Source organism: Sutcliffiella horikoshii, assembly GCF_019931755.1.
Taxonomy (GTDB): Bacteria; Bacillota; Bacilli; order Bacillales; family Bacillaceae_I; genus Sutcliffiella_A; species Sutcliffiella_A horikoshii_E.
Genome location: NZ_CP082918.1, coordinates 3,844,834 through 3,871,725, shown reverse-complemented (window position 1 = coordinate 3,871,725; position 26,892 = coordinate 3,844,834). Strand labels below are relative to the sequence as shown.

Genomic DNA, 26,892 nt, shown 5'->3' with positions numbered 1-26,892 from the left:
GGGCTCCCCTCCCATATTTGCTTTAGCCTTTCATTAAAAAAGGCAACTTGCGGAAACAAGCTGCCTTTCTTTTTACGCTTATCAGCATGATGCAGTGGATAAGCCCTCTTGGTTCCTCTAGAGAGAAGATTTGCCTCTTTGATCTCCATTCCTTGGTGCCAGCCTATTTAAGGGTTGGCTCTTTTTGAACAGTCTCATTTATTCACAAAGATACTCATCATGTCTTCCATCAATTTTCTATCTGTGATGCTTTGGTTGATGTACTTATGTAGGATGTCTTTAAAGTTTGGATGTTGTTTAAGGTAGTCCACAATGTGCATTAGTTCTTCGTCAGCTTGCTTGATTTGATAGAGCTGGTTGAATTCTTTTACATAATGTTCTTGTTCGTAGTGGTTTCCTACCAGGTAGTCAATGGAAACTTGAAATGGTTTACTCAGTTCAATGAGTGTTTCAATTGGTGGGACTTCCTTTTCTGTCTCCCATTTGCTGATGGTACCGTGAACCCTGTTCAGACGGTCAGCAAGATCTTGCTGGGACCAGTTTTTTTGATACGAAGGTATTTGATGTTTCTGGCTAAAAAGGACGTGTTCATCATATCTCCTGCCTCTTTTCCGCATTTCTTTTAACGTAATGGAAAAGGGAGGGAGTGGTTGTTCTCGTATAGAACAATATTGGGATATGTTCCTAAATAGAACATTGTCGGGTTTTGCAAAATAAAGAGAATGAGTGAGAATAGGACAGAATACCCAGAAAAACACAACGAAACATCTAATTACCTATATTTTCTATAAAAAGTAAATTTATCTATAATAAGGAGGAGTTAAGTATGAAAGAGGGAGTGATGGATGTGGCTGATTTTAAGTTGACTACGGTAAGTTTCCTTCCAGGTAGGGAAGATAAGATTCAAGATGGGCAAGATTATTTTATATATGTAAAAGAACCAAAGGATGACTACTCATCAGCACCGAGATCCTCTTTCTTTGATGCATTGGAAATTTCTAAGGAAGAAACGATTAAGAATGGAAATTGGCGTTGCATTTCGACAAGTTCCAACCAGTCCGTTGAACTGCATTTCCGCTCTTATGCGGATAAAAGGATTATCTCGGTAACCATCAACCTCCCAAGCTATCAACTTGATATCTCCTCTTATGCCTGGTACAGACAGCGTAAAGCGTTCCTTAAGCTAGAATGCCCGGAACAAGTCTGTCAGGATTTAGTGGAGGGACTATTACAAAGGATTTTTGTCAAATACAAAGGGAAAACCGCCTATTTAAGTTTAAAGCAATCAAAACAGGGAGTGACCAGTAAGAATAGAATTTAAGTGGAAGGGTATAAGGCATGCCTAGATAGGACACACCGTAATTAAGTGGATTTTTTAGCTCCTAACTTAACTACGGTGGTGGCTCATATGAGAAATAAGAGGATTCTATACTATCTGTTTCTGGCCTTTGGCTGGACCGTCATATTGTTCTATTTGTCTTCCATGTCCTATGCAGAGCAGGATATCAGACCATATTTGCGAATGCTTGTGGCAGAGGAACATATTGCTGCAGTGTTCGCGGGAGTGGAGATTCCGTATGTGAATAATAAAATGAGTGTGGACAGTATGGGAGGCTATCAGTTTGTAGAATTCCTTTTTCGTAAAGGAGCTCATCTATTTTTTTATAGTGTTCTTGGTTATCTGCTTGTCCGGTACTTTGCCAGTTCTCTAGGGAGAAAGTATTGGAGGGTATTTATGTTCAGCTTTTCCATTCTCCTTGTCATTGCGATGCTTGATGAGTTTTTGCAATTTCATCATCCAGACCGCAGCGGGCAGTGGGCGGATGTTTGGTTGGATGGGATGGGTGGATTGAAAGGGATAATTACCGGCTTTCTTTCTACTTACGTTAAAAAGAATCGTAAAGAGACAAAACAAAAAAGCGCAGACTCATCTTTGTAGATGGGGCTACGCTTTATTATGTCTAAATCCTTACTTCAACGTCAATAAATCCCTTAATTCCTCATTATCAAGCTCGGTAATCCAGCCTTCGCTCGTAATAATCTGATTGTTCAGCGCCTGCTTGGATTCGATCATAGCATCGATTTTTTCCTCCAGCGTGCCTGTCGCAATAAACTTATGAACGTGGACGAATCTGCTCTGGCCGATCCGATACGCTCTGTCTGTTGCTTGGTTTTCCACGGCCGGGTTCCACCAGCGGTCATAATGGATAACATGGTTGGCCGCGGTCAGGTTCAATCCGGTGCCGCCAGCTTTCAATGAAAGCACCAAAACATGAAACTCGCCGTCCTGGAAATCCTGAATCAGCTGATCGCGGTCTTTTTTGACGACACTGCCATTTAGAAATCTTCCTTTTTCCCCAAGTGAGGATTCCAATGCATCGATAATCATATTCCCCATGGAAATGTACTGCGTGAAAATAAGGCAGCTTTCTCCTCGCAAACGAATCTGCTCCACCAGTTCCACCAGCTTTTCCATTTTACTGGATCGCATTAAGAGATTCTCTGGAGTTTCCTCCTTTAAATAAAGAGCAGGATGATCGCAAACTTGCTTTAACTGCCCTAGCATTTTCAACACAAGGCCGCGGCGCTGGATGCCACCTAATTCCTCGACTTTATCTAAGGTTTCTTTTACTAGCTGTTCGTAAATGGACGCCTGCTCGATGGTCAACGGGCAATATTCCTTCTGCTCTTGCTTTGCAGGGAGGTTCAGTGCCACCTGTTCGTCTTGCTTTGTGCGGCGCAATAGGAATGGTTGAATGAGCATTTGCAGTTGTTGAATCTTCTTTTTATCCTGGTCCTTTTCAATCGCCAACACAAATTGCTTGTGGAAGGAACCCAGTGAACCTAAATACCCAGGATTAATAAAATCAAAAATCGCCCAAAGCTCTGACAGACGGTTTTCCATAGGAGTACCGGTCAGGGCGATGTGATGGGCACCGCTTAAATTTCGCACTGCTTGAGATTGCTTTGTGTCAGCGTTTTTGATGTTTTGTGCCTCATCCAAGCAGATGGTGCGCCAGCCGACACTTGCCAGTTCCTCTTCATCCAGATGGGAAATGGCGTAGGAGGTTAACACGACATCTGAATCCAAAACGGCCTCTCGGAAAATAGACCCTTTTCCGCGGTTAGGTCCGTAATGCAACATGACATCCAAACTTGGAGCGAATTTCTCCAGCTCTTTTTGCCAGTTGCCAAGAACAGAAGTCGGGCAAATGATGAGAACTGGTGGACCTTCCGGCTCTTTTTCTTTGCATGAGAGAAAATAAGCAATCAGCTGAATGGTCTTTCCAAGCCCCATGTCATCCGCAAGACAAGCCCCAAATCCGTGCTCCCTTAAAAAGGTCAGCCATGCTGCACCTTGTTCCTGGTAAGGTCTGAGCTCTCCTTTAAATGTTTCAGGGACTTCAAAAGGTGGAATGTCCTTGCCTTGATAGAGCTGTTCAATTAAGCGCTCCGCAGATCCGGTCAGCTCATAGGAGATATCCTGGATTGAATAGCTTCCCCCTGAATCCATTTCTTCCGGAATTTCTCCGCCCATGCCAGCTGCATTGCTTTTCAACAGATCCTCCATACGGATACCGTTTTCTTCTGCATGTTTCATCATCCGTTTTATCTCTTCGATAAACCCTGGATCGAGGACGACCCATTCACCTTTAATTTGAACGAGACGGCGGTTCTCTTCTACAAGTGCGAGGAACTCCTCTTCGGAAAGCTCCGTGTTGCGGGTTGAAAAGCGCCATTCAAAGTTAACCAACGACTGCAAGCCTACAAAAGATTGGGAATGGTTGCCGCCCTTCTTAGAGCCGTTAACTCTTGCTTTTACCTTGATTCGGGAATCCTTGATGGCTTGCCACCATGGTGGGAGGAAAATAAAGCTTCCAATGGCTAACAGCCTTTCGCTGCCTTCTACAAGGAAGCGCCATGCGTCTTCTTCCGTCAGATAATCCCTAATCTGCCCATTTGAAAAAATGGAAGGAGTCAGCTGCTGCCACTTTTTAAAGCCGCGATTCACTTCTTTTTTGTATTTTTTATAAGAAGGAGGGAGGCTATCCTGTTCCCACACATATAGTTCTTCTGTTTTCTTATCCTTCAGCAATGTTTCCAGCTTCCAGTCTTGTTCCCCTTTTTCAGGTTCCAAAAGACGGAGCCCCAGCTTAAATGGAGTGGTATCTTTCGTCCAGCCGATGTCTCGAAGCCAGTCTTCTTCATCTAAATATTCTACAAGGGAACCTTCCGCTGCTAATTGGCGCGGGTCCTTTGTATAATCCATCCAGTATGTCTGAAGATATCCATCCTCCTTGCGTTCCATCCAATCCTTCATGATGGCGTCCAACCATTCTTCCATTTTCACGGCGTAGGAAGGGAGGAGGGGATTTTTTTCGATCATCTCCTGGCCTTCTTTTGTTAAAGAAAAAGAAAGTTTTCCTTCCTGCCAAGCGGCAAAGCTTGGTTGGAAGGCTCTTTCGTTCAACAAGTCAGCCACAGTTGGGGCAATAAGGCGGTATTGTTCCGATTGATCACACCACTCCAACTCAATAAAAGAATTCTCGGTATTGTTGGCAAACAGTTCAAGCGCGTCACTCGGATTTAAAAATATCCCGGAAATTCCATCATATGTAGACTCCTCTAGGACGGAGCCGAAAAAGGACCCCTCATGCCATGTGAAAAGCAATGGGGTGAAACGTGATGGGGGCAGGACGGAGGAGCGGATTTTCACATAAAGAAAAAATTGGTTTCGTTCCTCAATATAGTTCGACTTGGCAAATAACGCCTCATTAATCATAACTGAATCTTCCCTTTTTTAATTCTTCTTGGAAGGAGCGGAGTCGCTTTGTTCCTTCTTTTAGCTGCAGTAAATACTGAAGCCAGATGTCTTCCAGTTTCTCTTTTTTATAGAGACTATGTAGTGTTTTCAACAGGGATGTAGCTTCTTTATATGCGGTTTTATTCCGCTGTTCCAATGCCTTGCTTATTGCCACATGGTAGAGTGGGAAAAGCGCATAAGCGTCTGTTTTCTTTATTTCTTTCAGCTTATAAGCCTCCAACCCGCTAAGCTCAAACCCCATCCAAAGCTGCAACTCCACCCATTGGCGGTAATTCTTCGTTTCAAACAGGTACCATTCATATTCTCCGTAACTATACGGCATCAGTTGGCGCATGGCATCCTTATAAAGTTTGTCTTGCCTTGTTTCCATTGCATAATCCGTCAACAACTTGAGCAGATGTTTCGTCAACTGCCTTTTCCGGTCGTAGGTCGGTTCCGAATGGATATAGGACGTCACAATTGGTAGCGATATAGAAAGCCAACTTTCCAAGCGGTTCTTCGCTTTATTAAAGACAAGCGATTGTAGCCAATGGAAAAGATACGGCGCATACTGATTGCCGTTTTTCTTGACGAGCTTCAATGCATCCTCATCTTTTTTCAGCAAAAATAACAAATGGGTCTTTGCCAACTCAGCCTGTAGGGAAGTCTCGCCTTCTAGCTCCTTCAGCTCCGAGGTCATCCAATTGCGGCGTTGGAATACATCATTCCAGGTGAATTGATACACATAAAACATTTCTCTTATAAAAGGTTCCTCTTGTTGCAATAGCTTTTCTCGAATCAATTGCCTGCTTTCCTTCAGCAGGGAATCGAGTTGAAAAGCGATGGCACTGTGAAATAAGCCTTTTGATTCCTCTTCGACCGTATCTACAAAACGATGCAGGATATCGGCAATGTATTGATAGGGCTGTGAGCTATCATAGCTGTCTATCACTTGCTCCATACAATAGAGAGAAGCGTGTAATAAAAACAATGGACGTATTTCCGCTTTCTTAGGAGCCTGTGTTCGCAGTTTAGGGAAAAACGCGTGTGTCAGCCCGGTCAGATACGTTCTTTTACTAGGAATGGAGCTTTTATATTGTTGATGCTGATAGTCGACAAATTCCAGCCAGCTTGAAAGGGAGCTGTCCTCATAGGTTGTTGCTTCTTTTTTAATTGTTGCGGATGCAAGGGTTGGAAGGATGTTGTCCGTACTTTGTTCCTTCCAGCCGTCAATAAGGGAAGCGATTGTGTTGGATTGTGACCATACAGATAGAAAGGTGGCTAGCTGATGAGGGCAGAGTGTGGTTGCGCCGCAAGAGCATCTGCTGAGGTCACCAATTTCTTCGTCAAGCAGGACGTGTTTTTGGCCGTTGTCTTGGACTTTTCCGATCATGCTGGAGCCTTCTTGGTAGGCGTTTATGACGTTGCCTTGGCGGAACAGTTTTAAGCCTTCTTTTAGGATGTTTCTGTTGTTGTCGTTTGAGAGTGGATATGTATTTATCAGCCATGCTGCGAACTGCTCCATTTTTGTCACCATCCATTTGTGTTTCATATCTATTGCAAAAAACGAAAAGGTCTACTTCATCTCGTAGACCTTTGCCGGTAAAATCTTCTTATTCTATTATAGGTTTTTTGGGTGGCAGTTACAACCTCGTGACATAGGTCCTTCTTATTCGACAGTGAAGGTTTCTTTTGCTGTAGCGTGATGGTTGGAATCCGTGAAAATGAACTGGATGGTGTATTCCCCTGGTGGTAGGTCTGCTGCCAAGTCATTATAAGCAATAGGGTATTCTAATGATTCTCCAGGAGCTAAAATCAACTCTTTTATAGCTTGGGTGTACATCATGCCTTCTGATAATTTTTTTACGGCGCTGCCTGATTCGTCGTATACAACATAATCGTACTCTTGTCCGGAAGTAAAGTGGATTTCAGCATCTTTTTCATGGTTGTTCGTAACCTTGAATAGAAAGTCTTCGTTTGCGCGATTAACCTGGACTGTCAGCTCGTCTTTGTTTAATGGATTTGATTCAAGCTTCTTTCTTGCCTCTTCTTTTGATTTGTTAGGATCCTTTGAACCTGCAGAAGAGTCATCTGTATCCTTTTCTTCACTTATTGGTGTATTCCCTTGTGTTGAATCTGGATTATCTTGAGAGTCTCCCGTGGTTCCACAAGCAGACAGTATTAGGAACATTAGTAGTAATGACGTAATTTTATACATAGTTCAGCCTCCGTTTTTATGGTATGGACTTACCGAACGAGTTATTTCTTCCTTTTCCACCACTATATATGACCCATACCCTTCTTTGTATAGTTTGACGTTAAATTATATAAAAGGTTACAGGGAGGTGGACAGGTCATATGCCTGTTTTTGTAAATGTTTTACAAATAGGACATATGATAATAGTACAAAAGGTCTAAAATTGTAAAAAGAGGTGGAATGTATGAAAATAGTATTAGACGCAGGTCATGGATATAGTACTCCTGGAAAGCGTACACCTGACGGGATGAGAGAATATGAGTTCAACAGGATGGTTGCCCAATATACAAGACAGGAATTGTTACGTTATCAAGATGTCGAGGTGCTGTTTACTCATTCAGATGAAAGGGACGTCCCTTTGCAAGAACGAACAGATAGGGCAAATGCCTGGGAGGCAAAAGCTTTTGTGTCCATCCATGGAAATGCATTTGGTAATGGAGGATGGAATACCGCTCAAGGAATAGAAACGTATACTCCAATTGTTCAGTCCCCCAATTCCGATCGCCTCGCCAATATGATCCACCGCAGACTAATCCAAGCAACAGGAAGAAGAGACAGAGGCATCAAATCAGCAAATTTCCATGTCCTCCGCGAAACAACGATGGCTTCCATTCTTTGTGAATGCGGCTTTATGACTTACTACCCAGAAGCACAACTGTTGAAAACGGATAGCTACCGCAGAACCTGTGCCCTGGCGATCGCAGGTGGATTAGTAGAATATTTCAACTTAAAACTTAAACCAACACCACCCCCGGTAACAAGGGTATACAAGGTGCAAGTAGGAGCATTCCGTGCAAAAGAAAACGCAGACAGCCTGGCAGCAGATCTAAACAGAAAAGGCTTTAACACATTCGTTTTCAGAGAAGATAACCTTTACAAAGTACAGGCAGGAGCCTTCTCTCAAAAAGAAAATGCGGACCGTTTGGCTGCGACATTAAGATCCAAAGGCTATAAAACTTTTATCAGTATCTAGTGAGACCCAATATATGGGTCTTTTTTTATTCGACAATTTCCCCTTCAAAATTAGGAAAAAAACAGGGAAAATGTACTTATATATCGAAATAAAGAAATAGACAAAAGAATGATGTTTTATAGGGGGATTTAGAACGATGAAAAATATCGATTGGAAATCAATATTTAAGAGTGTCACAAACTTTATCTGCTTTGCACTATCTTTGATATTTCTAATTTACAATATCAGTATTATAGGGTTCTTTTACCTACTTGTTACATATGGAGAAACACAAGGTACCATGATCTATTCTTTGATTAGCGTGGCGGGAATCCTTCTTGTTATCATTCCGCTTGTATTTAAGTTGGCGAAGGTTAAGTTTTATTATTTTGCTTTAATAGGGCTCCATTTTATGGCTGCGCTTTTGCCTATATTTATGAAAAACATGGGTGGTGTATTTAGTAGATTTTTATAATTTGTCGAAGAATTGGTGGTTGATGTCTTCCGTATAACAGGTAGAATAAATATAACAGAGAAAAAACGAATGTAGAGGAGACAGGACAAGTTGAAAAAAGGAATGATTGTAGCCATCCTGTTTATCGTTACCGGTATTTCCTTTATAGGCTATGGCCTACTTGAAAAAATCAGTATGGATAGAAAAACGGAGGCGGCACTAAAAGATGCTGTTTCTATAACAAAGGGTATGGTAGGCGAAAAGGACACAGCAGATAAAAAAGAGCGCCCTAAAAAGCCTGATGATTTTACACCTGAAACAGGAGAAGTAGTCGGGTTACTGAAGATCCCAAGACTTGAAGCGGAACTGCCTATTGTGGAAGGAACCGACCCTGATGAATTGGAAAAGGGAGTAGGACACTATAAAGGTGCATCTTTTCCTGGAGAAGTGGGACAAAACGTGTTATCAGGCCACAGAGATACAGTTTTTCTTCGCTTAGGCGAACTGGAAATCGGTGATAAATTCTATGTGAATATGCCATATGGGGAATATATGTTTGAGATTTATGACTCTAAGATAGTGGATGAGGATGACAGAACGGTGATTACCCTTCAAAAGGAAAAGGAGGATCTGCTTCTCACCACATGTTACCCCTTTACACTCACTGGGGCGGCGCCTGAGAGATATATTTTATATGCAAAACCTGTTGATTCAAGATAGTGACACCTTTAGAGGTGTTTTTTTAGTTTTTCTCCTTATCGACAAAAAAACTGAATTACACTTACCAATGCTTTAAACCATACTTTCTTAAACATGCAGCACTCTTCTTTCTTTAGTAATCTTTATTTTCAATTATATTGTCATCTAACACATTATATTTACTGTAAAATACTGCTTTATCATGTAGTATTTATATAATTTTATGAAATTTGACCAATTTTCCATACCTAAATTAACGTTAAATATTACTTTCCCTTTACAATATAGGCTGAAAGTAGATTTTTCGACCATATCAAATTATAATAATTCCTTAGGTGTAACTTGTGTTTTCTACAGTAATTCTATATATTTTAAATCACTATAAAGAAATATTTAATTGTTAATATAAAACCAACATTATATTAGTTATCATCCCAAGGAGGATATACAGAATATGAATAGAAAAATAGCAGTTGTAGGGCTTGGATATGTGGGTTTACCGGTAGCGGTTGAATTTGGTAAAAACCATAAAATCATTGGCTTTGACATTAATGAACATAGAATCAATACATTAAAGCAAGGAATTGATTACACAAATGAAGTAACATCTGAGGACCTTGTGAAAGCAAATATCGACTTTACGATGGATGAATCAGATTTATCACAAGCAGATTTTATTATAGTAGCAGTTCCAACTCCAATCTATAAACATAATGTTCCCGACCTGACTCCTTTAAAGAAAGCCTCTGAAACAGTGGGAAGAAACCTTACTAAAGGAACAATCGTGGTATATGAATCCACGGTTTACCCTGGTGCAACAGAAGAAGTTTGCTTACCTATATTAGAAGAACAATCAGGCTTAAAAGGTGGAGAAGATTTCTTTATTGGTTATTCACCGGAGAGAATCAATCCGGGAGATAAAGAACGTACATTCAGAACGATCACGAAAATAGTATCGGGTCAAAACGAAGAAATTCTAGAAATAGTAGCTTCTGTGTACAATTCCGTTGTAGAAGCAGGTGTGTATAGAGCTAGTACCATTAAAGTGGCGGAAGCGGCAAAAGTAATTGAAAATACACAAAGAGACTTAAACATTGCACTAATGAATGAATTAGCATTAATTTTTGATCGTTTAGATATAGACACAGATGAAGTTCTCCAAGCTGCAGGGACAAAATGGAACTTCCTTCGTTTCTCCCCTGGATTAGTAGGAGGACACTGCATTGGCGTTGATCCATATTACTTAACGTCCAAAGCGGAAAGTGTCGGATATCATCCAGAAGTAATCTTGGCAGGCCGACGTATAAATGAAAACATGGGCAAGCACATTGCCACTTCGTTAATAAAAGAAATGATCAAAAAAGATATGAAGATCCAAGGAGCAAAAGTAACCGTTCTTGGATTAACATTCAAGGAAAATGTACCAGACTTAAGAAATTCCCGAGTTATTGATGTAATAGATGAATTAAAAGAATTCGGTGTAGAAGTCCAAGTAACAGATTCACACGCTGAAAAAGAAGACGCGATAAGAGAATACGGCATCGAATTGGTCGATTACGAAAACCTTCAACCAGCCGATGCAGTAATTTTTGCAGTACCACACCAATCATACGTAGACAAAGGCTGGAGCCAATTTGGAAGTCTTCTAAAAGAAGGATCTGGAGTGGTAGTGGATATTAAAAGCAAGTTAGTAAAAGAAGAATGTCCGGAGAATGTTACTTTGTGGAGATTATAAAAAGGGAGAGCTTGGATGAAAATTCAAGCTCTTCTTTCTATTTGAGCAATAATTAAAGAAAATATACGTTTATGAGATAGAAAGCTATCAAATTAGTCATTTATATTTTAAGGAAAATAAACAAAAGAAGCTTTCCAGCCGAGTGACTAGAAAGCTTTTATTATGCTGATCTTGGTATGTTGTTTCGTTTGGTGTTTTTTAATTTTGGTACTGTAACCAAATATTGATCAAATGGTAATAGCTGTATTGCTCTCACAAATAGAATCGAAGCTAATAGAATTGCTAGGAACACAAATGGGAAGTTCAGCGTTGTCCAGATAGATCCTGGCATATAATGAACGAAAAGATAAATGATAAACATATGAACCAAATATATGCCCATGGAAAGCTGCCCTACCTTTGTAAAAGCTTGCTTTAAGAAATTTATTTTGGAGATATAATCATACATACCGATTAAAGTGACAAAGATAACAGGAATATAAATAAAATTTAAAGGTCTGTTGGATGACACAGATCCATTCACATTGTATTCATACACAGTTAGTACAATGATGAAAATAGATGCGATTAATGAGATAGGTTTAATTTTTTTGGAAATAGAATAGATTTTCTCCCAATTATATGCGGCAAACCCGCCAAAGATAAAAAAGAAAATCCAATTTAAAAAAAGAGCACGTTGAGAGAATGCATATTGTATCAACTCATTATTAAAAGTGCTTGGTGTAAAGTGCTCAACAAAATAATAGTTTATTGCTAATGAAAGGACGAGAAGTACCGTCCATAAATTCTTGGAGCGTATTTTCTGCAATAAAGGAAATAACAAATAAAACTGAAAAACGATAGACATAAAATATAGATGAACGTAAGAGTTTCCTAATAAAAAGTCGATAGTGAATATTTTCTTCCCTTCGGCTAAGGGTGTAGCGCCTTCTAATAGTACTAGTAGAAAAATATAGAATAAACTCCAAAATAAAAATGGAGAACCGACTTTCACAAATCGAGATGTGACAAATTTATTCAGTTGGAAACCTTTTTGCCTTACATGATAAAAAAGTAAAAAGCCACTGATTACGGCAAAAAGAGGTGTGCCAAATCTACCAATCTGGTTAAAAAAGAATGTTATATCATTATACCCATCCTGCTGGTAATAATAAGTGGCAGAAACATGCACTAATACAACAAGCAGACAGGCTACAGCTCTAATTAAATGAATTTCTTCTATATAAATAGATTTTTGATTTTTCATACGGTTCACTCCTTGTTTGAAAGGCCACCAACATTGTAACGGAATTATATCAGTATAACAATGGTTAAAAATTGAAGTTTAGCAAAATCATACTAATAATTTATTGACTAATCCTATTCAGTTTTTTAGTATGGTTTATGTGTAAATAATGAGAGAGGAGGAAATGCATTGAAAAAACTCGCTATATTAATGTTCTCGATTTTAATGATATTGTCAGCCTGCGGTACTTCCGCTGACAACAATAGTAGTCAAAATGAGTCAAATGAGGAAGCTGTTGATTCTAATGCTAGCCAAGGAGATTCGAATGAAGAAGCTGCTGAAGAAGATGCTAACGTTCAACAATCCGTTGGTGTGTTCAAAGGTTGGGCAGATAATCATACGATTGAAGTGGAAACCGACAACGGCTATGTTACATATTATGTATCCCCTGACAATCAAGAAGCTGTAAATGCGGTGGAAGAGGGGTCAGAGGTTACGATTAGCTTTATCGAAAAGGAAGGCAGAATGGAACTTCAAAGTGTTAAAGCAAACTAATCAGAAAAAAGCATCCTATAGGGTGCTTTTTTGGTTTGTTTTGATATTATCTTACAATATCCTACAAAATAACCGTTCACTAACAGGGAATGTTTTGATAGATTAGTAATGTAGAGATAGATAGGAAATTTTAAGGGGGATACATAAAAATTGAATAAAATTAAATTTTTGTTAGCTTCAACACTAGCCTTGCTACTTTTCTTTTCACCGGTTTTCACTTCCATTGGATCAGCTTCTACAATCTCTATTAAATTGCAGAACTACATTGGAAATAAGACAGAAGTTCAGATTAATACAAATGGTCAATACAAACTAGAAAATGGAAATGTGAGATTGTCAGGTGCAGACCGATTTGAAGTTGCAACTAATATTGCGTCAAGTGGCTGGAATGTATCAAATACAGTTTTTATTGTTAGTCAGGAAGCATATGCAGATGCTTTATCAACAGCACCATTCGCCTATGCTAAAAATGCACCGATCTTGCTTACACGCCCTCATTCCATTCCTGATACCACGATAAATAAGCTTCGAGAGTTGAAGCCGAAAGAAATTATCGTAATTGGCGGTACAAGCAGTGTATCCAATACTGTTTTTAACCAACTAAAAGGGATCAGTAGTAATGTTGCAAGGGTCAACGGGGCAGACCGATATGAGGTAGCCAAAAACATTGCGACTCTATTAGGCAGCTCAACCCAAGCTATCGTTGTTGGTGGTAATGCTTATGCAGACGCATTATCCATTGCTCCATATGCCGCTGTAAATAAGGTGCCTATCCTTTTAACAAAGGATAAAAACATCCCGGCTCCAACATCAGCAGCCCTTAAAGGTAAAACAAAGGTTACTGTAATAGGCGGGCCAACAAGTGTATCTCAACAGGTTTATGATCAACTGCCAGGAACAAAAAGCCGCATTGGTGGAGCAGACAGATACGAAGTTTCCGCAAATATTATTAAAACACTTAATTTAGAAGCATCTGAAGTGTACCTTGCTAATGGAGAGAAATATGCCGATGCTTTCACTGGAGCAGTGTTAGCTGCTAAGAATAACCATCCACTTTTATTAACAAAAGCGACGATTATTCCTTCTTCGGTTCAAAATATAATAGATACGAAAAACACCGGTTCTTTTACCATTTTAGGTGGTCCACTTTCTGTTACTAGAGAAGTAGAAAACCAGCTTCCTAATGAGTTGTACCTTGATAGCAGCAAAACATACAAGGTTCAAAATAATAATGGGCGCCTTGGTTTATATGAAGGCACAAAATTATTGAAGGATTTCGGTAATGCTAATTTCAGTATGATCCCGGAACGTTACAATGAAAGCAATGTCATTGAATTGAATAATCGTCCTTATTTAGGGAAGATTGAGTTTCATATTGAAAATGGTTTTGTAAGACCATATAACAGAAATATTCCTTTTGATGATTATCTTAAGGGTGTAGTTCCAGCTGAAATGCCGGCTTCATGGGAAATGGAAGCATTAAAGGCACAATCTGTTGCAGCAAGAACGTATTCTTTTGGAACCATGGGGACCACTATCAACGATACACAAGGGTTCCAGGTCTATAGAGGATACGAGTGGCATGTGAATACAAACAATGCTATTGAAGCAACAAAAGGGGAAATTCTTACTTACAACGGGAACCCGATTGGTCAGAATGCCGTTTTCTCCTCAAGTAATGGCGGATATACAGAATCGAATTCTAATCTTTGGGGTGGAACTCAAATTGCTTATTTAAAAGCAAAGGTTGATTCTATGGATACCTCGTACCAAGGTTGGAACTTAACACTTAATAAGATGCAATTAGATGTAGATAATCTAGACTTGAAAAATCCAACTACATGGTGGAACGGGACACAAGAGGTACAGGCTAGCTCAATGAACGGCTTGAAAAAGTGGCTTTTAAACAACCATCATAATAATTCGGAATTTAAGATCGTAGGGATAAAAAACATTGAACCGCAAAATGTAAACAGCAGTGGACGTAACAAGGATACAAAAATTGAAATTGAATATTTTGTGAGAGACATGAGCAAAGGCTTTGTTTCAGAAGCTGATGGTACGTTGAAGAAACATACGATCTCACAAACAATCACTGCCAATGCTTTTAGAACGATGTTCGGTACAATGAATATAAAAAGCACTATGTACGAAGTTGAAACGACTGACAAGACGTTAAAAGTAGTTGGTAATGGTTTTGGGCATGGGGTAGGTATGAGCCAGCATGGAGCTCAATCTCGTGCAAAAGCAGGTCATACGTATAAACAAATTTTAGACTTTTACTATAACGGTACAAATGTCACGAAAAAATAAACCGGATCACTCCGGTTTGTTTTTTTTGTCCCAAAATTTCAGCATTACTGTGATTATCGACTTATTTTTGTAAAATTCGACTTTTTATTGTAATGAACTAATGAAAAAATATCTTATTTTTGGTATATTTGTCGAGAGATGAAAAATTTAGGGAGGTAATTAAGTGCGCAAGTTTATGATGCTCATCTGTTTGGTTCTTTTCACAACGCTTTTCAGTGTGAATAGTGCAGAAGCCAGCGGACCAAAACGAATAGATGGAGCAGACCGATATGATGTTGCTGTAAATGTTTCCAGGGAAGGTTGGACTACATCCAATACTGTTATTATTACATCAGGGGATGCATATGCGGATGCATTGGCAGCTTCTCCGCTTGCATATCGTTTGAATGCACCAATATTATTAACAAAAGCAAATGGGTTGCCGTTAACTACAAAAAATAGATTACAAGAATTACGCGCAAGCAATGTAATTGTAATCGGTGGAACGACTAGTGTTTCTGAAAGAGTAATTTCAGAGATTAAAAGTTTAGGAATACAAGTAAGAAGAATTAGTGGAAACGACCGTTTTGAAGTTGCTGCAAATATTGCTAAGGAGTTACCAGCTAAGAATATAGCTATTGTTGCTAATGGCAGAGCTGCTGCTGATTCATTATCTATCGCACCATTCGCAGCTAGAAATGGTATTCCCATCTTACTTACAGAAAGTACAACTGTTCCGGCTGTAACTTCTAATTCACTAAAAAATAGAAATGTTTCATCTACATATATCATGGGAGGAGAAACAAGTGTTTCTCGCGTTGTCTACAATAAAATGCCTTCTCCTACACGAATTGGTGGAAGTGATCGTTTCCAAGTTGCGACGAATGTTGTTAAACAGTTAGGCATCAATTCTAAAAAGACATATATCACGAATGGACATGCTTACGCAGATGCTTTAGCTGGGTCTGTACTTGCTGCTAAGCAAAATGCTGTGATTCTCTTAACTCATTCTACTCAATTGCCAAGTACTACATTAAATTTGATTAAGGAAAAGGGTATAGGAGAATTCGTAGTATTAGGAGGGACGACTTCTGTAGGCCAGAATGTTGTTAATACATTATCTGCACCTATGCTTGGTAAACGAATTGCCATCGATGCGGGTCATGGTGGAACAGATCCAGGTGCTGTTGGAAATGGGCAGCAGGAAAAAGATATTGTTTTTGATATCTCTAAACGTCTAGAAAATAAAGTTACTTCAGCGGGATCATTACCATTGATGACAAGAACCACTGATGTGTATATCCCATTGGCAGATCGAGTTCTGTATGCGGAAAATAAAGGCGCGGATATTTTTGTTAGTATTCATGTAAACTCATTCACAGATCCGGGAGCCAATGGAACCGAAACGTGGTATAGCGACAACTACCAATCACAAGAAAGCAAAGAGCTAGCTGAATCTATCCAAAATGAATTGGTGGATGAATTAGGATTACGTGATCGCGGTGTAAAAGAAGGATCGTTTGTTGTTATACGTGATTCCAAAATGCCAAGCGTATTAGTAGAAGTAGCCTTCCTCAGTAACTCTGAAGAAGCCAAGCTTCTAGCAAGTGCAACGTTCAGGGAAAAAGCTGCTAAAGCAATCTATAACGGGGTAGAAAACTACTTCATCAATAAATAAAACAACGAATTTTAATTCAAGACGCCTGTTTCTTCTATAGAAACAGGCATTTTGCTTTGTATCAGTTGAAAAGTAATGAAATTTACATAAATGATAAGTAATTGTAATACCGAGGTTCCTTTCAAAAAAGAAGTATTATAATACTTTGTGCTATAATCTATAAATGGGTTTTTAATTGTAAATAATAGTAGAAAGATTACTAAAAGTAGGGAAGAATCATGTCGACTATCACGAAACAGATTTTATCGGGTGCAAAATGGACAGCTTTGTCTACCATCATCATCACGGTAATCCAAATCGTTCAATTTGCCATACTAGGAAATCTATTAACAAAGGAGCAATTCGGTGTCGTAGGAATGATAACCACGGTCGTTATTTTTACACAGATTCTGTTGGATATGGGGTTCAGTGCAGCCATCATCCAGAAGGAAAAAGTATCAGATGAACAGCTATCTACTTTATATTGGCTGAACATCATTGTGGGTATCTTCTTATTCATTGGATTATTTTTTGCAAGCCCGCTCATCGCGGGATTTTATAATCAGCCTGAATTGATTCCATTAATAAAAGTTTTGGGAATAATGTTCCTCATAGCCCCGATCGGGCAGCAGTTTCAATATTTGCTTCAGAAAGATCTGAATTTCAATCTTCTAAGCAGAATTGAAGTTGCAACAAACTTGGCATCTTTTATCAGCTTGCTTATCATGATTTTTTTAATACAGGAGCTATACGCCTATGTGATTTCACAGGTTATTCTGAACTCACTTAAGGGCATTTTATACTTTGCGGTTTACTCAAAAAAATGGAAGCCTTCCTTCGTATTTAATTTATCTTCCATTAAAGAATTAATGTCGTTCGGTGTTTTCCAGTTAATGTCCCGCCTTGTGAACAGGATTGGAGCAAATATCGATTATATCTTGATAGGTAGGTTCTTAGGAGCGGAAGCACTTGGTATCTATTCATTGGCATATCAAGTAGTGACCATTCCGGTAATGAAAATAAACCCAATCATAACAAGGGTCGCGTTTCCCGTATTCTCACGGAGTCAGTCGGATAACAAGCTATTAATAGAAGGTTTTCTGAATGTCACAAAGATGCTGGCTCTTGTCGGCTTGCCGTTATTGTTAGGGTTAATGGCGATTTCCGATTTGTTCATTGAAGTGTTCTTTGGTGCAAGATGGCTGGATGCAGCACCTATTCTCGGCATATTAGCAATTGTTGGTATCTTGAGAGTCCTGATGAACCCTAATGGTTCCATTATATTGGCAAAAGGGAAAGCAAATATCGCCTTTTATTGGGATTTCGGTGTCATGCTTCTGTATGGTATCACTATGTATTTTGCTACTAAATATGATATATATATAGTGGCTTGGACATACGTTGTCACAAGTTTTATCAACTTCTTGATCGGCAGATGGCTGTTGAAAAAGTTGATTGACCTTGAAATGAAAGATTATGTTCGTACTTTATTAAAGCCAATCCTAATTACAGGTATAATGGCCGTTATCGTTTATTTCTTTAAGACCGTTTTATATCAAGTTGAATTTATCAATATATACATCAATATCGCCCTTTCGGTTAGTGTTGGTGGGATTATATATGTACTTGCCATCTATTTCGGGTATCCTGAAATAAAAGAATGGAAACCAGTAAGGAAAATCCTTAACAAAACAACAAGGGGGAGATTGTGATGAAGGTGCTTTTTGTTACGACTGCTTATCCTTCTGATCATTTGCCGGGTGCTGGTGTGTTTCATCAAACACAGGCGGAGTCTATCCGAGATTTAGGGGTGGATATTGAAGTGGTGGCACCTGTCCCGTATTCTCCAAAAGTCTTATCGCGGGTCAGCCAGAAATATAAAAATTACAAGAAATTCCCACAAAGCTATGAGTGGAATGGGATCAAGATACATCGACCTAGATTCGTTGCTATCCCTGGTCAGTTAAAATGGGCGCAGCCACACAAAAGGTTTGCAAAAGCCATTCAGCGATATATAGAAGATCAAGGAATCAAATTTGATATTATGCATGCCCATTTTGCGATGCCTAGCGGCGGTGCAGCAGCAATCCTTTCCAGTACATATAAAATACCTTATGTATTAACCTTGCATGGTAGCGATGTGAATGTTTACCCCCAATACAGTAACAGTGCCATGAATGCTTTTAAATTCGCTGTCAAGAATGCCGGCATGGTGACAGCTGTAAGTGGCGCTTTAGCTGAGAAGACAGAAAAGCTGACAGGCGTAAAGCCGGAAGTGCTTCCGATAGGCGTTAATATGGAAAGGTTCTCGGGTTCTGATATTAGCGAGGAAGAAAAGATTAGTCTGCGAAAGCGCCTTAACCTGCCAGAGGATAAAAAGCTTTTATTATTCGTTGGTCGGATTATGAATGAAAAGGGCATTCGGGAAATGGTTTCCGCAATAGAGCAGTTAGACGATCGTTTCAGGCTTGTGCTTGTTGGCGATGGGCCATTGAAAAATGAGCTGGAAGGAAAGGATAAAATCATCCTGACCGGTCAGATTGCGAATGAAAAAGTAAAAGATTACTTACGCGCAGCCGATATCTTCCTTCTTCCATCTTATAGGGAAGGCATGCCAACTGTTATTATTGAAGCATTAGCCCTAAAGGTTCCTGTACTTTCTTCTAATGTAGGTGGAATTCCTGAGTTGTTTGGAGAATATAAAGGCTTACTAATTGAACCCAAGTCCTCCGAGCAGGTAGTAGACGGGGTTTTAGGGTATACAGATAAAGGCAACTATGGGTCAGAGGTTATCAAGAGTCTTTTTGAAAGGGTAACATCAAACTTCGATGTTACGCAGAATTCAAAGGACCTTATTCAAATATACCGCAAGTTACTATAAAGAAAAAATATTTTCTGAGGTGGAAACTATGACAATAAAAAAAGTAATTATCCCGGCAGCTGGACTTGGTACTCGTTTTTTACCTGCGACAAAAGCCCAGCCCAAAGAGATGCTTCCAATTGTAGATAAACCAACTATCCAATATATTGTTGAAGAAGCGGTTCAATCAGGGATTGAAGATATTATTATTGTTAGTGGAAGAGGTAAACGGGCAATTGAGGACCATTTCGATAAATCCTATGAACTGGAAGAAACTTTAGAGAAAAAAGAAAAGTACGATATCTTAGAAGAAATAAAATCCATTGCTAATTTAGCAAACATTCATTATATAAGACAAAAGGAACCCCTTGGGCTAGGTCATGCGATTTGGTGTGCAAGGAAGTTCATTGGGAATGATGCTTTTGGTGTCATGCTTGGTGACGATATCGTAAAAGGGGACACACCTTGTCTGCAACAACTGATCAATGTTTATGACAAATATGGCTCTTCTGTCGTTGGAATTCAAAGCGTTCCAGATGCAGATGTCTCTAAATATGGTATTGTTTCTCCGAAAGAAGAAAAGCTAGAAGAGAACGTTGTTAACGTGGAAGGATTTGTGGAGAAGCCGAAGCTTGCGGAAGCACCTTCCAACTACGCCATTATGGGTCGCTATGTGTTGACACCGGAAATATTCAATATTCTTGAGCACACCCCTAAAGGGTCTGGCGGGGAGATACAATTGACAGATGCAATTAATACCTTAAATAGTCAACAACAGGTATTGGCTTATCAATTCGGTGGAATACGTTATGATGTTGGAGATAAATTCGGATTTATAAAAGCAACAGTTGACTTTGCTCTTGATAGAGAAGACTTACGAGAAGAAGTGATAGAATATCTAAAATCCTTAGCTAATTCTAATTACATCACGAAAGGATAGGTAGTATGAAACGAATAGCAGTTATGGGAACCGGCTATGTTGGTTTAGTGTCGGGCACGTGTTTTGCGGAAATTGGAAATCGTGTTATTTGTTGTGATATAGACGAGCAGAAAATAACCAACCTGAAAAAAGGGATTATCCCTATTTATGAGCCAGGTCTAGAAGATTTGGTGAAACAAAACGCGGCAAAAGGAAATCTTTCTTTTACGACAGACATTGCAGCTGCCATCCAAGAGTCTGATATTGTTTATATAGCCGTAGGAACTCCGATGGCAGAAACAGGAGAAGCCAATTTAAGCTATGTGGACGCGGTAGCAAAAACAATAGGTGAAAATCTTAACTCCTACAAAGTAGTGGTAAACAAAAGTACTGTCCCAGTAGGAACAGGTAAAAGAGTATATAACATTATTCACGAGATTTCTGGTGGCAATCAAGAATTTGACGTTGTTTCTAACCCTGAATTTCTAAGAGAAGGATCTGCCATTGAAGACACGATGAATATGGAACGTGCTGTTATTGGTGCATCAAGTGAAAAGGCTGCGAGCATCATCGAAGAGCTGCATACTCCTTTTAATACGATTATTTTAAAGTCTGACTTAGAAAGTGCAGAAATGATTAAGTATGCTTCCAATGCCTTTTTAGCTACTAAAATTTCTTTCATCAATGATATCGCAAATATTTGTGAAGAAATTGGGGCGGATGTGACAAAGGTTGCGGAGGGCATGGGACTCGACAGCCGTATCGGCAAGAAGTTCCTTAATGCAGGGATAGGCTATGGAGGATCTTGTTTCCCTAAAGATACGAGTGCCTTGCTCCATATCGCAAGCTCAGTCGGGTATGACTTTAAACTAATTAGAGCCGTTATGGAAACAAATGATATACAAAAAAGTAAGGTTGTAAAAAAAATCATAGATGTTTTTGGTGATATTGAAGATAAGACCTTTGCCATTCTCGGATTAGCATTTAAGCCTAATACAGATGACATGAGAGATGCTCCATCACTTGAGATCATCCCTGAATTGCTTAAACATGGGGCGAAGATCAAGGCCTTTGATGCTATTGCCATCGAGGAAGCAAAGAAACATTTTGGAGATACTATTGATTATTATAATGACGTGTATGATGCCCTTAGTGGTGCAGATGCTTGCATAATTGTGACAGATTCTGCCGAGGTAAAAGAGCTTGATCTTACTAAAGTAAAAGAATGCTTGGAAAACCCAATTGTCATTGATGGCAGAAACATTTTTGACTTGAACGAGGCAAAAAAACACTCCCTGATCTATCATTCAATTGGAAGGCCGATCGTGAAATAATGGTAAAGTATGCAAGGAGCTAGAAATGGAAAATAAAGTTTAACATTTTGATGGTGGAGGCCCCTTATAAAACAAGATGTCTCTGCCTCAACATTAATATAGTAGTTAGTTTAGGAGGAGGAAAATGAACCTTGGATTTACTGGCATTAGACAAGTGGTAATCGGGATTGTTGGATTATTGCTTGGTGCTATACTAACAATAGGTTTGATCTTTATAGATAGACCAAACATTTATATCCCCTTGGTGTTACTCAATGTAGCGTTACTAGTATTAGTAATCTTAAAAGAATACCTTTTTGATAATAGGTACTTGATGATTACTATCTATGTGTTATTAGGTGCAACTTTTTTGAATAATGCTTTTTTCTCCATTAACTTAGGATTCTTTAGCTTATTTCCATATAGAATCCTGTTAATAATAGTAGGCTTTTTAATTGTTTTTAACTTGATTCGCAGTGACTTTAGGAAAGATTTGTGGACGAAATGGACGGATCTTAGAGTAAAAGGGAGTTTGCTTTTTTTTGTTTTTTGGTTGTATTATGCACTCCTTACACTTTTATGGGCAAAGTCTGTAACAGAGGGTATTAAATACATATCCATTTTGGTGATGGGCATTTTCCTGATTTTTATTGTTACACTCTTTCTTAACGACCTTAAGAAGGTACTGAATTTTTATTATATATGGGTAGTCATGTCAGTTTTTGTTATGCTGATCGGCTATTGGAACGCCTTTACCAAGAACCATCTTCCTAGTTCCTCCTTACATTTAGGACCTGAATATAATCAGCATTATCCTACATCTGTCTTTACTAACCAGAATGATTTTGCAACCTTCCTTTCCATATCGTTATTCTTCTTTCTATCGCTAATTAGAAATGGTAAGAATAAGTATTGGAAAGCAGGGGGCATTGTTCTTTCCTTGGCGGCTCTGCATTTAATCATGTTGACCGAGTCAAGGGCCAGCCAGCTAGCTGTCATTGCAGGGATAGGTTTTTACGTTTTTATATTGTGTAAAAGTGTTGTGAGAAAGTGGATATTGGCTTTAGGCGCAGTGGGAGCTTCTTTGTTTGTTCTCCTCTTTTACAATAAATTATGGTCGACCTTTTCCAGCTTATTTCTTAGCCCTACCATCCATGATGTTGCTGGAAGACTTCCATCGAATATAGGAAGAGCCAATTTAATGAGGAATGCTTTCAATTTCTCATTGGACTCCTTTGTTATGGGAGTGGGTGCAGGAAATACAGAATATTACATGGAGAACTATTCCATACACGATACGGATCAAGTGGTGAATGTGCATTTTTGGTTTTTGGAGATATTCACCAACTTTGGAATATTTGTCGTTATTGGTTATATAACTTTATATGCCTACCTAATGATTAAGTTATTCCAACATTTTAATAAAGGGTTATCCAACCAGTATAGGCTTATCACAGAAGCGATACTTGTGGCATTGGCAGCATTTGTTATTTCCAGTATAAGCCCTAGCTCCGTTTCTAACCTGTTTTTCCATTGGGTACTTTTTGCATTTGGAATAGTTACGCTTAACATCTTAACAAAGAGAAAGAGAAAGAGTAACGAGAAAGTGGTTTTATCACCTACTCATAACCCTCTAATAGAAGGAGAATAAGATGGAAAATATATTAAACTTACTTATAAAAAGAATAAAAAAATCCATTCCTTTGCTAATTATCATTCCATTGTTGTTAGCCGGATTAGGTTACTTTTTTGAAATGAAATCGGAACCTGTTGTCAGCTATGCTGCGAGCGCAAAAATAGAACTAGGATTTTATGAAAACGAAAAAATGAACAATGCTGAAAGAGCCAAACGTTACATTACCGGTAACACCTTTCTTGAATCCACTTTTCCTGATTATGAGCCTGAGGAGTTAGAAGCATTAAGATCGGGTATCGTAATTAATACTTTGTCCGGTACTACTATTGAGCTTATTTACCGTTCTGACAATGAAGAAGAAGTAGAAGAGGGGTTAGAACGATTAGTAGATGCATTCTTAGCGGATGACAACGAGGAATTAGAGGAGAACTCATTAATTTACAAAGATATTATAGAAGGAAAAAGCTTAGAAGAAATTTACAATAATTTCATAGAAGGAAAAAGCTTAGAAGAATTGGAGGATACACAGGTAAATATCGAGTTATCCTTAGTGGAACAACAAAAATTAATTATTGAATATAAAGAAATATTATTATCCTATTATCCAGCGGAGTTAACAGAGCCAGTCAAGGTGAGTGAGTCTCGTTCCGAAGATTTCTCCAGCAAAAAAAGAGCCGTTCTAGGTGGCTTAATCGGTGTAACGATTGTGTTTGGTTATATTGTCGTTCCGTTATTATTTAGAGAAGAAGATATGTAAAGGTGGTGTATATGTATGTCTTCCTCACTTGTTTCAGTGATTACTCCCTCCTATAATGCGGAGAAGTTTATATCAGCAACAATCGAATCAGTTCGAACTCAAACATATACAAATTGGGAAATGATCATTGTTGATGATTGTTCAAAGGATACAACAAGAGAAATCTTAAAAAAATATGCTGAATTAGATCCAAGAATTAAGCCAATCTTTCTAGAAGAAAACAGCGGTGCAGCGGTGGCAAGGAATACCGCTTTAAAAGCAGCTCAAGGAGACTATGTTGCTTTCTTGGATAGTGACGACTTATGGGTGTTGGATAAGCTGGAAAAACAATTGGCTTTTATGCAAGAAAATGATTATGCATTCAGTTTTACAGCTTACAACTTAATGGATGAAAACGGGAAACCACTTGATAAAGTGATAGATGTTCCTGAGCAAATTGATTACAAAGGCCTTTTGAAAAACACGATAATTGGATGTCTGACGGTAATGATCGACACAAGAAAAGTAGAACCTCTGCAGATGCCATTAATTCGGACAAGGCAAGATTTTGCACTTTGGTTAAAAGTTCTGCGCGAAGGTCATATTGCATATGGAATGCAGGAGCCTTTGGCCAACTATCGAATTGTCGAAGGGTCTATCTCAAGTAACAAATTAAAGACAGCCAAAAGAAATTGGTATGTTTATCGAGAAATTGAAAAGCTAAGTCTACCTTATGCAAGCTGGTGCTTTATTAATTATGCTTTCTATGCAATAAAAAAACGAGTACAAGCATAAATTTTATAAGGAACAAAAGTAAGAGTCCTTCCAAATTAGAAAGGGCTCTTTTTTTATTGAAACTTTCTTCCATGTTTTACGTCTTATTTATTGGGTATAAAAATGAGGAGTTGTCATTTCGAGGTGTCACAAACTTAACATAATTTAATGTAGAAACATGTTTTACAACAGCTTTTATTTTGATAAAATGATACAGGGTTTAGGCTAAAAAAATTGCCGAAAAAACTAGCTACTACAGGGAATGTAGAGCTTTGCATCTTTTTTTGTAGAATTATCCATTAAAATAGGAGATTTGGATTGACTAAATCTGGCACTGTTTGTAAAAGAAAAAATGTGATACGCTGATATTAATATTGTTGCCGTAATACTATTTTACGTTTTGTCCATTAAAAGAATAACTAAAGGAGTTTTGAGCTTGGGCAATTTACTTGATGAAAAAAGTCGTCGTCTGCTGTTTATATTAACTGATCTACTAATTATAACCATATCATATCTCTTAGCTTTTTATGTGCGTTACGAAACCTATGATGCAAAGAATTGGGACTCATTCCTTGTTGTCCTGCCGTGGGTACTATTAATCAGCACGTTCTTTTTGTCCGTATATGAAGTCAACCCTTCTCGAAGAAAGCGGTTCTTTGACTACATCGGAAGTATACTAGTCAGTACTTTTTCCATCACTGTCGCTACCATGGCAATTTCTTTCTTTTTCCGTGCATTTGGTTTACCAAGATCTGTAATCTTATTATCATTTTTATTCTCAGTTGTCTTATTGATTATTTGGAAAATGATATTTATTTCTTTCAAGAAAGCAACCAACCCGGAAGATATCTTGCTCATATGCAAACCACAAGACAAATTAAGGCTTACTTATCAGATAAAAGATACTTTTGCCTCTAAAGTTAATATCAAGTATGCAGAATACCACACACCACTTGATGATACATTTAAAGCTATTAAGAAGTCTGATTCCGTCATATTAGGACCAAAGGATACAGACGAGAAAAAAAGTTCAATCATCTATTATGCTTTCAAAAATAAAAAGAATTTATACTTAGTGCCATCCTTTTATGATTTATTGTTATCTAAATCAGATATTACTCCTTTTGAAGATACGATGGCTCTTTCTGTGAAAAAATTCGGATTAACTGTCGATCAACAAATCTTAAAGAGAGCTTTTGATCTTGCCGTTTCCATTTTAGTACTTCCATTTATCCTTCCTTTCTTTTTGTTGGGAGTATTACTTATTAAGATTCAGGAGCCTAGAGGGTCAATTTTCTACTCTCAAGCACGTCTAGGAAAAGATAACAAAGAGTTCCAAATTCTAAAGTTGCGTACGATGATAGAAAATGCAGAAGGATCTACAGGACCTATGCTGGCTACTGACAAAGATCCTCGTATTACGAAAGTCGGAAACTTTTTGAGAGCTACAAGAATTGACGAATTACCTCAAATCTTTAATGTATTAAAAGGGGATATGTCAATTGTCGGCCCTAGACCGGAGAGAAGTTTCTTTATTGAGCAGTTTAAAAAGGACATCAGCTCCTACCAGTACCGTAACACTGTAAAACCTGGCATAACTGGTTACGCACAAATTATGGGGAAATACACAACAAGTGTAGAGGACAAATTACGTTTTGATCTTCACTATATCCGTAATTTCTCAGTGATGTTTGATATTGTTATCATTTTAAGGACTGTTCTGGTAATGGTTGATAAAACCAAGTCAGAAGGAGTTAAGGAATCTCAAACTGCAAATCAAAAAACCTCATAAAAAAGACCTTGGAGCCTCCAAGATCTTCAGCTTGTAGAGAAACCTATGTGGTTCTCTACAAGTTTTTTTATTTTGGTCATAAAGGACAACCCATATATTTTGAAGGATTCTATTTATATTCTGTAACCTGAGCGTGTAGTTGTTCGGTAGGTTAAGACTTCTACATTTTTAGGTTTTTTTCTTTGGAGGTTTATTTTTTAGAAAAATAGTGAAATAAATAATAGATAAAGGT

At 38.4% G+C, this 26,892-nt stretch carries 22 protein-coding genes; 17 read left to right on the top strand and 5 right to left on the bottom strand.

Going from position 1 to position 26,892, the window contains the following annotated elements:
- Window positions 1-194: 194 nt before the first annotated feature.
- A complete protein-coding gene (locus K7887_RS19835) occupies window positions 195-617 on the bottom strand; it encodes a helix-turn-helix domain-containing protein (protein WP_223491327.1) in 423 nt (140 codons plus the stop codon).
- A 209-nt stretch (window positions 618-826) separates the two neighbouring features.
- Here K7887_RS19835 and K7887_RS19830 point away from each other — a divergent pair, with 209 nt between their 5' ends.
- Complete coding sequence (locus K7887_RS19830; protein WP_223491326.1) at window positions 827-1,321, top strand: hypothetical protein; 495 nt, start codon at window positions 827-829, stop codon at window positions 1,319-1,321.
- Window positions 1,322-1,408: 87 nt separating this feature from the next.
- The gene (locus tag K7887_RS19825) at window positions 1,409-1,939 is read left to right on the top strand and encodes a VanZ family protein (RefSeq protein WP_223491325.1); all 531 of its coding nucleotides are present in this window, start codon (window positions 1,409-1,411) and stop codon (window positions 1,937-1,939) included.
- A gap of 30 nt (window positions 1,940-1,969) precedes the next feature.
- Here the strand turns inward: K7887_RS19825 and K7887_RS19820 are convergent, their stop codons facing one another.
- The 3 genes from K7887_RS19820 to K7887_RS19810 form a co-directional block, all read right to left on the bottom strand.
- Window positions 1,970-4,783 (bottom strand): DEAD/DEAH box helicase, encoded by a 2,814-nt coding sequence (locus K7887_RS19820; protein WP_223491324.1) that lies wholly within the window; start codon window positions 4,781-4,783, stop codon window positions 1,970-1,972.
- Window positions 4,776-6,329, bottom strand: coding sequence for a condensation domain-containing protein (locus K7887_RS19815; protein ID WP_223491323.1), 1,554 nt, complete (start codon window positions 6,327-6,329; stop codon window positions 4,776-4,778). The genes K7887_RS19820 and K7887_RS19815 overlap by 8 nt, the downstream gene beginning before the upstream one ends.
- Before the next feature lie 144 nt (window positions 6,330-6,473).
- Window positions 6,474-7,022 carry a BsuPI-related putative proteinase inhibitor gene (locus tag K7887_RS19810; protein ID WP_223491322.1) on the bottom strand — a complete coding sequence of 183 codons (549 nt, stop codon included), beginning with the start codon at window positions 7,020-7,022 and terminating at the stop codon, window positions 6,474-6,476.
- 223 nt (window positions 7,023-7,245) lie between these two features.
- Between K7887_RS19810 and K7887_RS19805 the strand changes: the two genes are divergently transcribed.
- The 4 genes from K7887_RS19805 (at window position 7,246) to K7887_RS19790 (ending at window position 10,901) form a co-directional block, all read left to right on the top strand.
- On the top strand, window positions 7,246-8,034 hold the full coding sequence (locus K7887_RS19805) for an N-acetylmuramoyl-L-alanine amidase (protein ID WP_223491321.1): 789 nt from the start codon (window positions 7,246-7,248) through the stop codon (window positions 8,032-8,034).
- Between the two features lie 136 nt (window positions 8,035-8,170).
- Window positions 8,171-8,488: a hypothetical protein gene (locus K7887_RS19800; protein WP_223491320.1), complete on the top strand. Its 318-nt coding sequence runs from the start codon at window positions 8,171-8,173 to the stop codon at window positions 8,486-8,488.
- 102 nt (window positions 8,489-8,590) lie between these two features.
- Window positions 8,591-9,187, top strand: a complete 597-nt coding sequence (locus tag K7887_RS19795; RefSeq protein WP_223493712.1) for a class D sortase — start codon at window positions 8,591-8,593, stop codon at window positions 9,185-9,187.
- A 433-nt stretch (window positions 9,188-9,620) separates the two neighbouring features.
- Window positions 9,621-10,901, top strand: coding sequence for a nucleotide sugar dehydrogenase (locus K7887_RS19790; protein WP_223491319.1), 1,281 nt, complete (start codon window positions 9,621-9,623; stop codon window positions 10,899-10,901).
- Window positions 10,902-11,061: 160 nt separating this feature from the next.
- Here the strand turns inward: K7887_RS19790 and K7887_RS19785 are convergent, their stop codons facing one another.
- Window positions 11,062-12,147, bottom strand: coding sequence for an acyltransferase (locus K7887_RS19785; RefSeq protein ID WP_223491318.1), 1,086 nt, complete (start codon window positions 12,145-12,147; stop codon window positions 11,062-11,064).
- A gap of 168 nt (window positions 12,148-12,315) precedes the next feature.
- On the opposite strand from K7887_RS19785, the gene K7887_RS19780 reads away from it, so the two are divergent.
- The 11 genes from K7887_RS19780 (at window position 12,316) to K7887_RS19730 (ending at window position 26,660) form a co-directional block, all read left to right on the top strand.
- Window positions 12,316-12,681, top strand: coding sequence for a hypothetical protein (locus K7887_RS19780; protein WP_223491317.1), 366 nt, complete (start codon window positions 12,316-12,318; stop codon window positions 12,679-12,681).
- Window positions 12,682-12,831: 150 nt separating this feature from the next.
- Window positions 12,832-14,994 (top strand): SpoIID/LytB domain-containing protein, encoded by a 2,163-nt coding sequence (locus tag K7887_RS19775; RefSeq protein WP_223491316.1) that lies wholly within the window; start codon window positions 12,832-12,834, stop codon window positions 14,992-14,994.
- 163 nt (window positions 14,995-15,157) lie between these two features.
- Window positions 15,158-16,651 (top strand): N-acetylmuramoyl-L-alanine amidase, encoded by a 1,494-nt coding sequence (locus K7887_RS19770; protein ID WP_223491315.1) that lies wholly within the window; start codon window positions 15,158-15,160, stop codon window positions 16,649-16,651.
- Window positions 16,652-16,869: 218 nt separating this feature from the next.
- Window positions 16,870-18,342, top strand: a complete 1,473-nt coding sequence (gene tuaB, locus K7887_RS19765) for a teichuronic acid biosynthesis protein TuaB (RefSeq protein ID WP_223491314.1) — start codon at window positions 16,870-16,872, stop codon at window positions 18,340-18,342.
- Window positions 18,342-19,511 (top strand): glycosyltransferase, encoded by a 1,170-nt coding sequence (locus tag K7887_RS19760; protein ID WP_223491313.1) that lies wholly within the window; start codon window positions 18,342-18,344, stop codon window positions 19,509-19,511. The genes tuaB and K7887_RS19760 overlap by 1 nt, the downstream gene beginning before the upstream one ends.
- A gap of 28 nt (window positions 19,512-19,539) precedes the next feature.
- Window positions 19,540-20,430 carry a UTP--glucose-1-phosphate uridylyltransferase GalU gene (galU, locus tag K7887_RS19755; RefSeq protein WP_223491312.1) on the top strand — a complete coding sequence of 297 codons (891 nt, stop codon included), beginning with the start codon at window positions 19,540-19,542 and terminating at the stop codon, window positions 20,428-20,430.
- 5 nt (window positions 20,431-20,435) lie between these two features.
- On the top strand, window positions 20,436-21,743 hold the full coding sequence (tuaD, locus tag K7887_RS19750) for a UDP-glucose 6-dehydrogenase TuaD (protein ID WP_223491311.1): 1,308 nt from the start codon (window positions 20,436-20,438) through the stop codon (window positions 21,741-21,743).
- A gap of 124 nt (window positions 21,744-21,867) precedes the next feature.
- A complete protein-coding gene (gene tuaE / locus K7887_RS19745; RefSeq protein ID WP_223491310.1) occupies window positions 21,868-23,373 on the top strand; it encodes a teichuronic acid biosynthesis protein TuaE in 1,506 nt (501 codons plus the stop codon).
- A 1-nt stretch (window position 23,374) separates the two neighbouring features.
- Window positions 23,375-24,115 carry a hypothetical protein gene (locus tag K7887_RS19740; RefSeq protein ID WP_223491309.1) on the top strand — a complete coding sequence of 247 codons (741 nt, stop codon included), beginning with the start codon at window positions 23,375-23,377 and terminating at the stop codon, window positions 24,113-24,115.
- A 15-nt stretch (window positions 24,116-24,130) separates the two neighbouring features.
- Window positions 24,131-24,889 carry a teichuronic acid biosynthesis protein TuaG gene (gene tuaG / locus K7887_RS19735; protein ID WP_223491308.1) on the top strand — a complete coding sequence of 253 codons (759 nt, stop codon included), beginning with the start codon at window positions 24,131-24,133 and terminating at the stop codon, window positions 24,887-24,889.
- A gap of 415 nt (window positions 24,890-25,304) precedes the next feature.
- The gene (locus tag K7887_RS19730) at window positions 25,305-26,660 is read left to right on the top strand and encodes a sugar transferase (protein ID WP_223491307.1); all 1,356 of its coding nucleotides are present in this window, start codon (window positions 25,305-25,307) and stop codon (window positions 26,658-26,660) included.
- The last annotated feature ends 232 nt before the right edge of the window (window positions 26,661-26,892 follow it).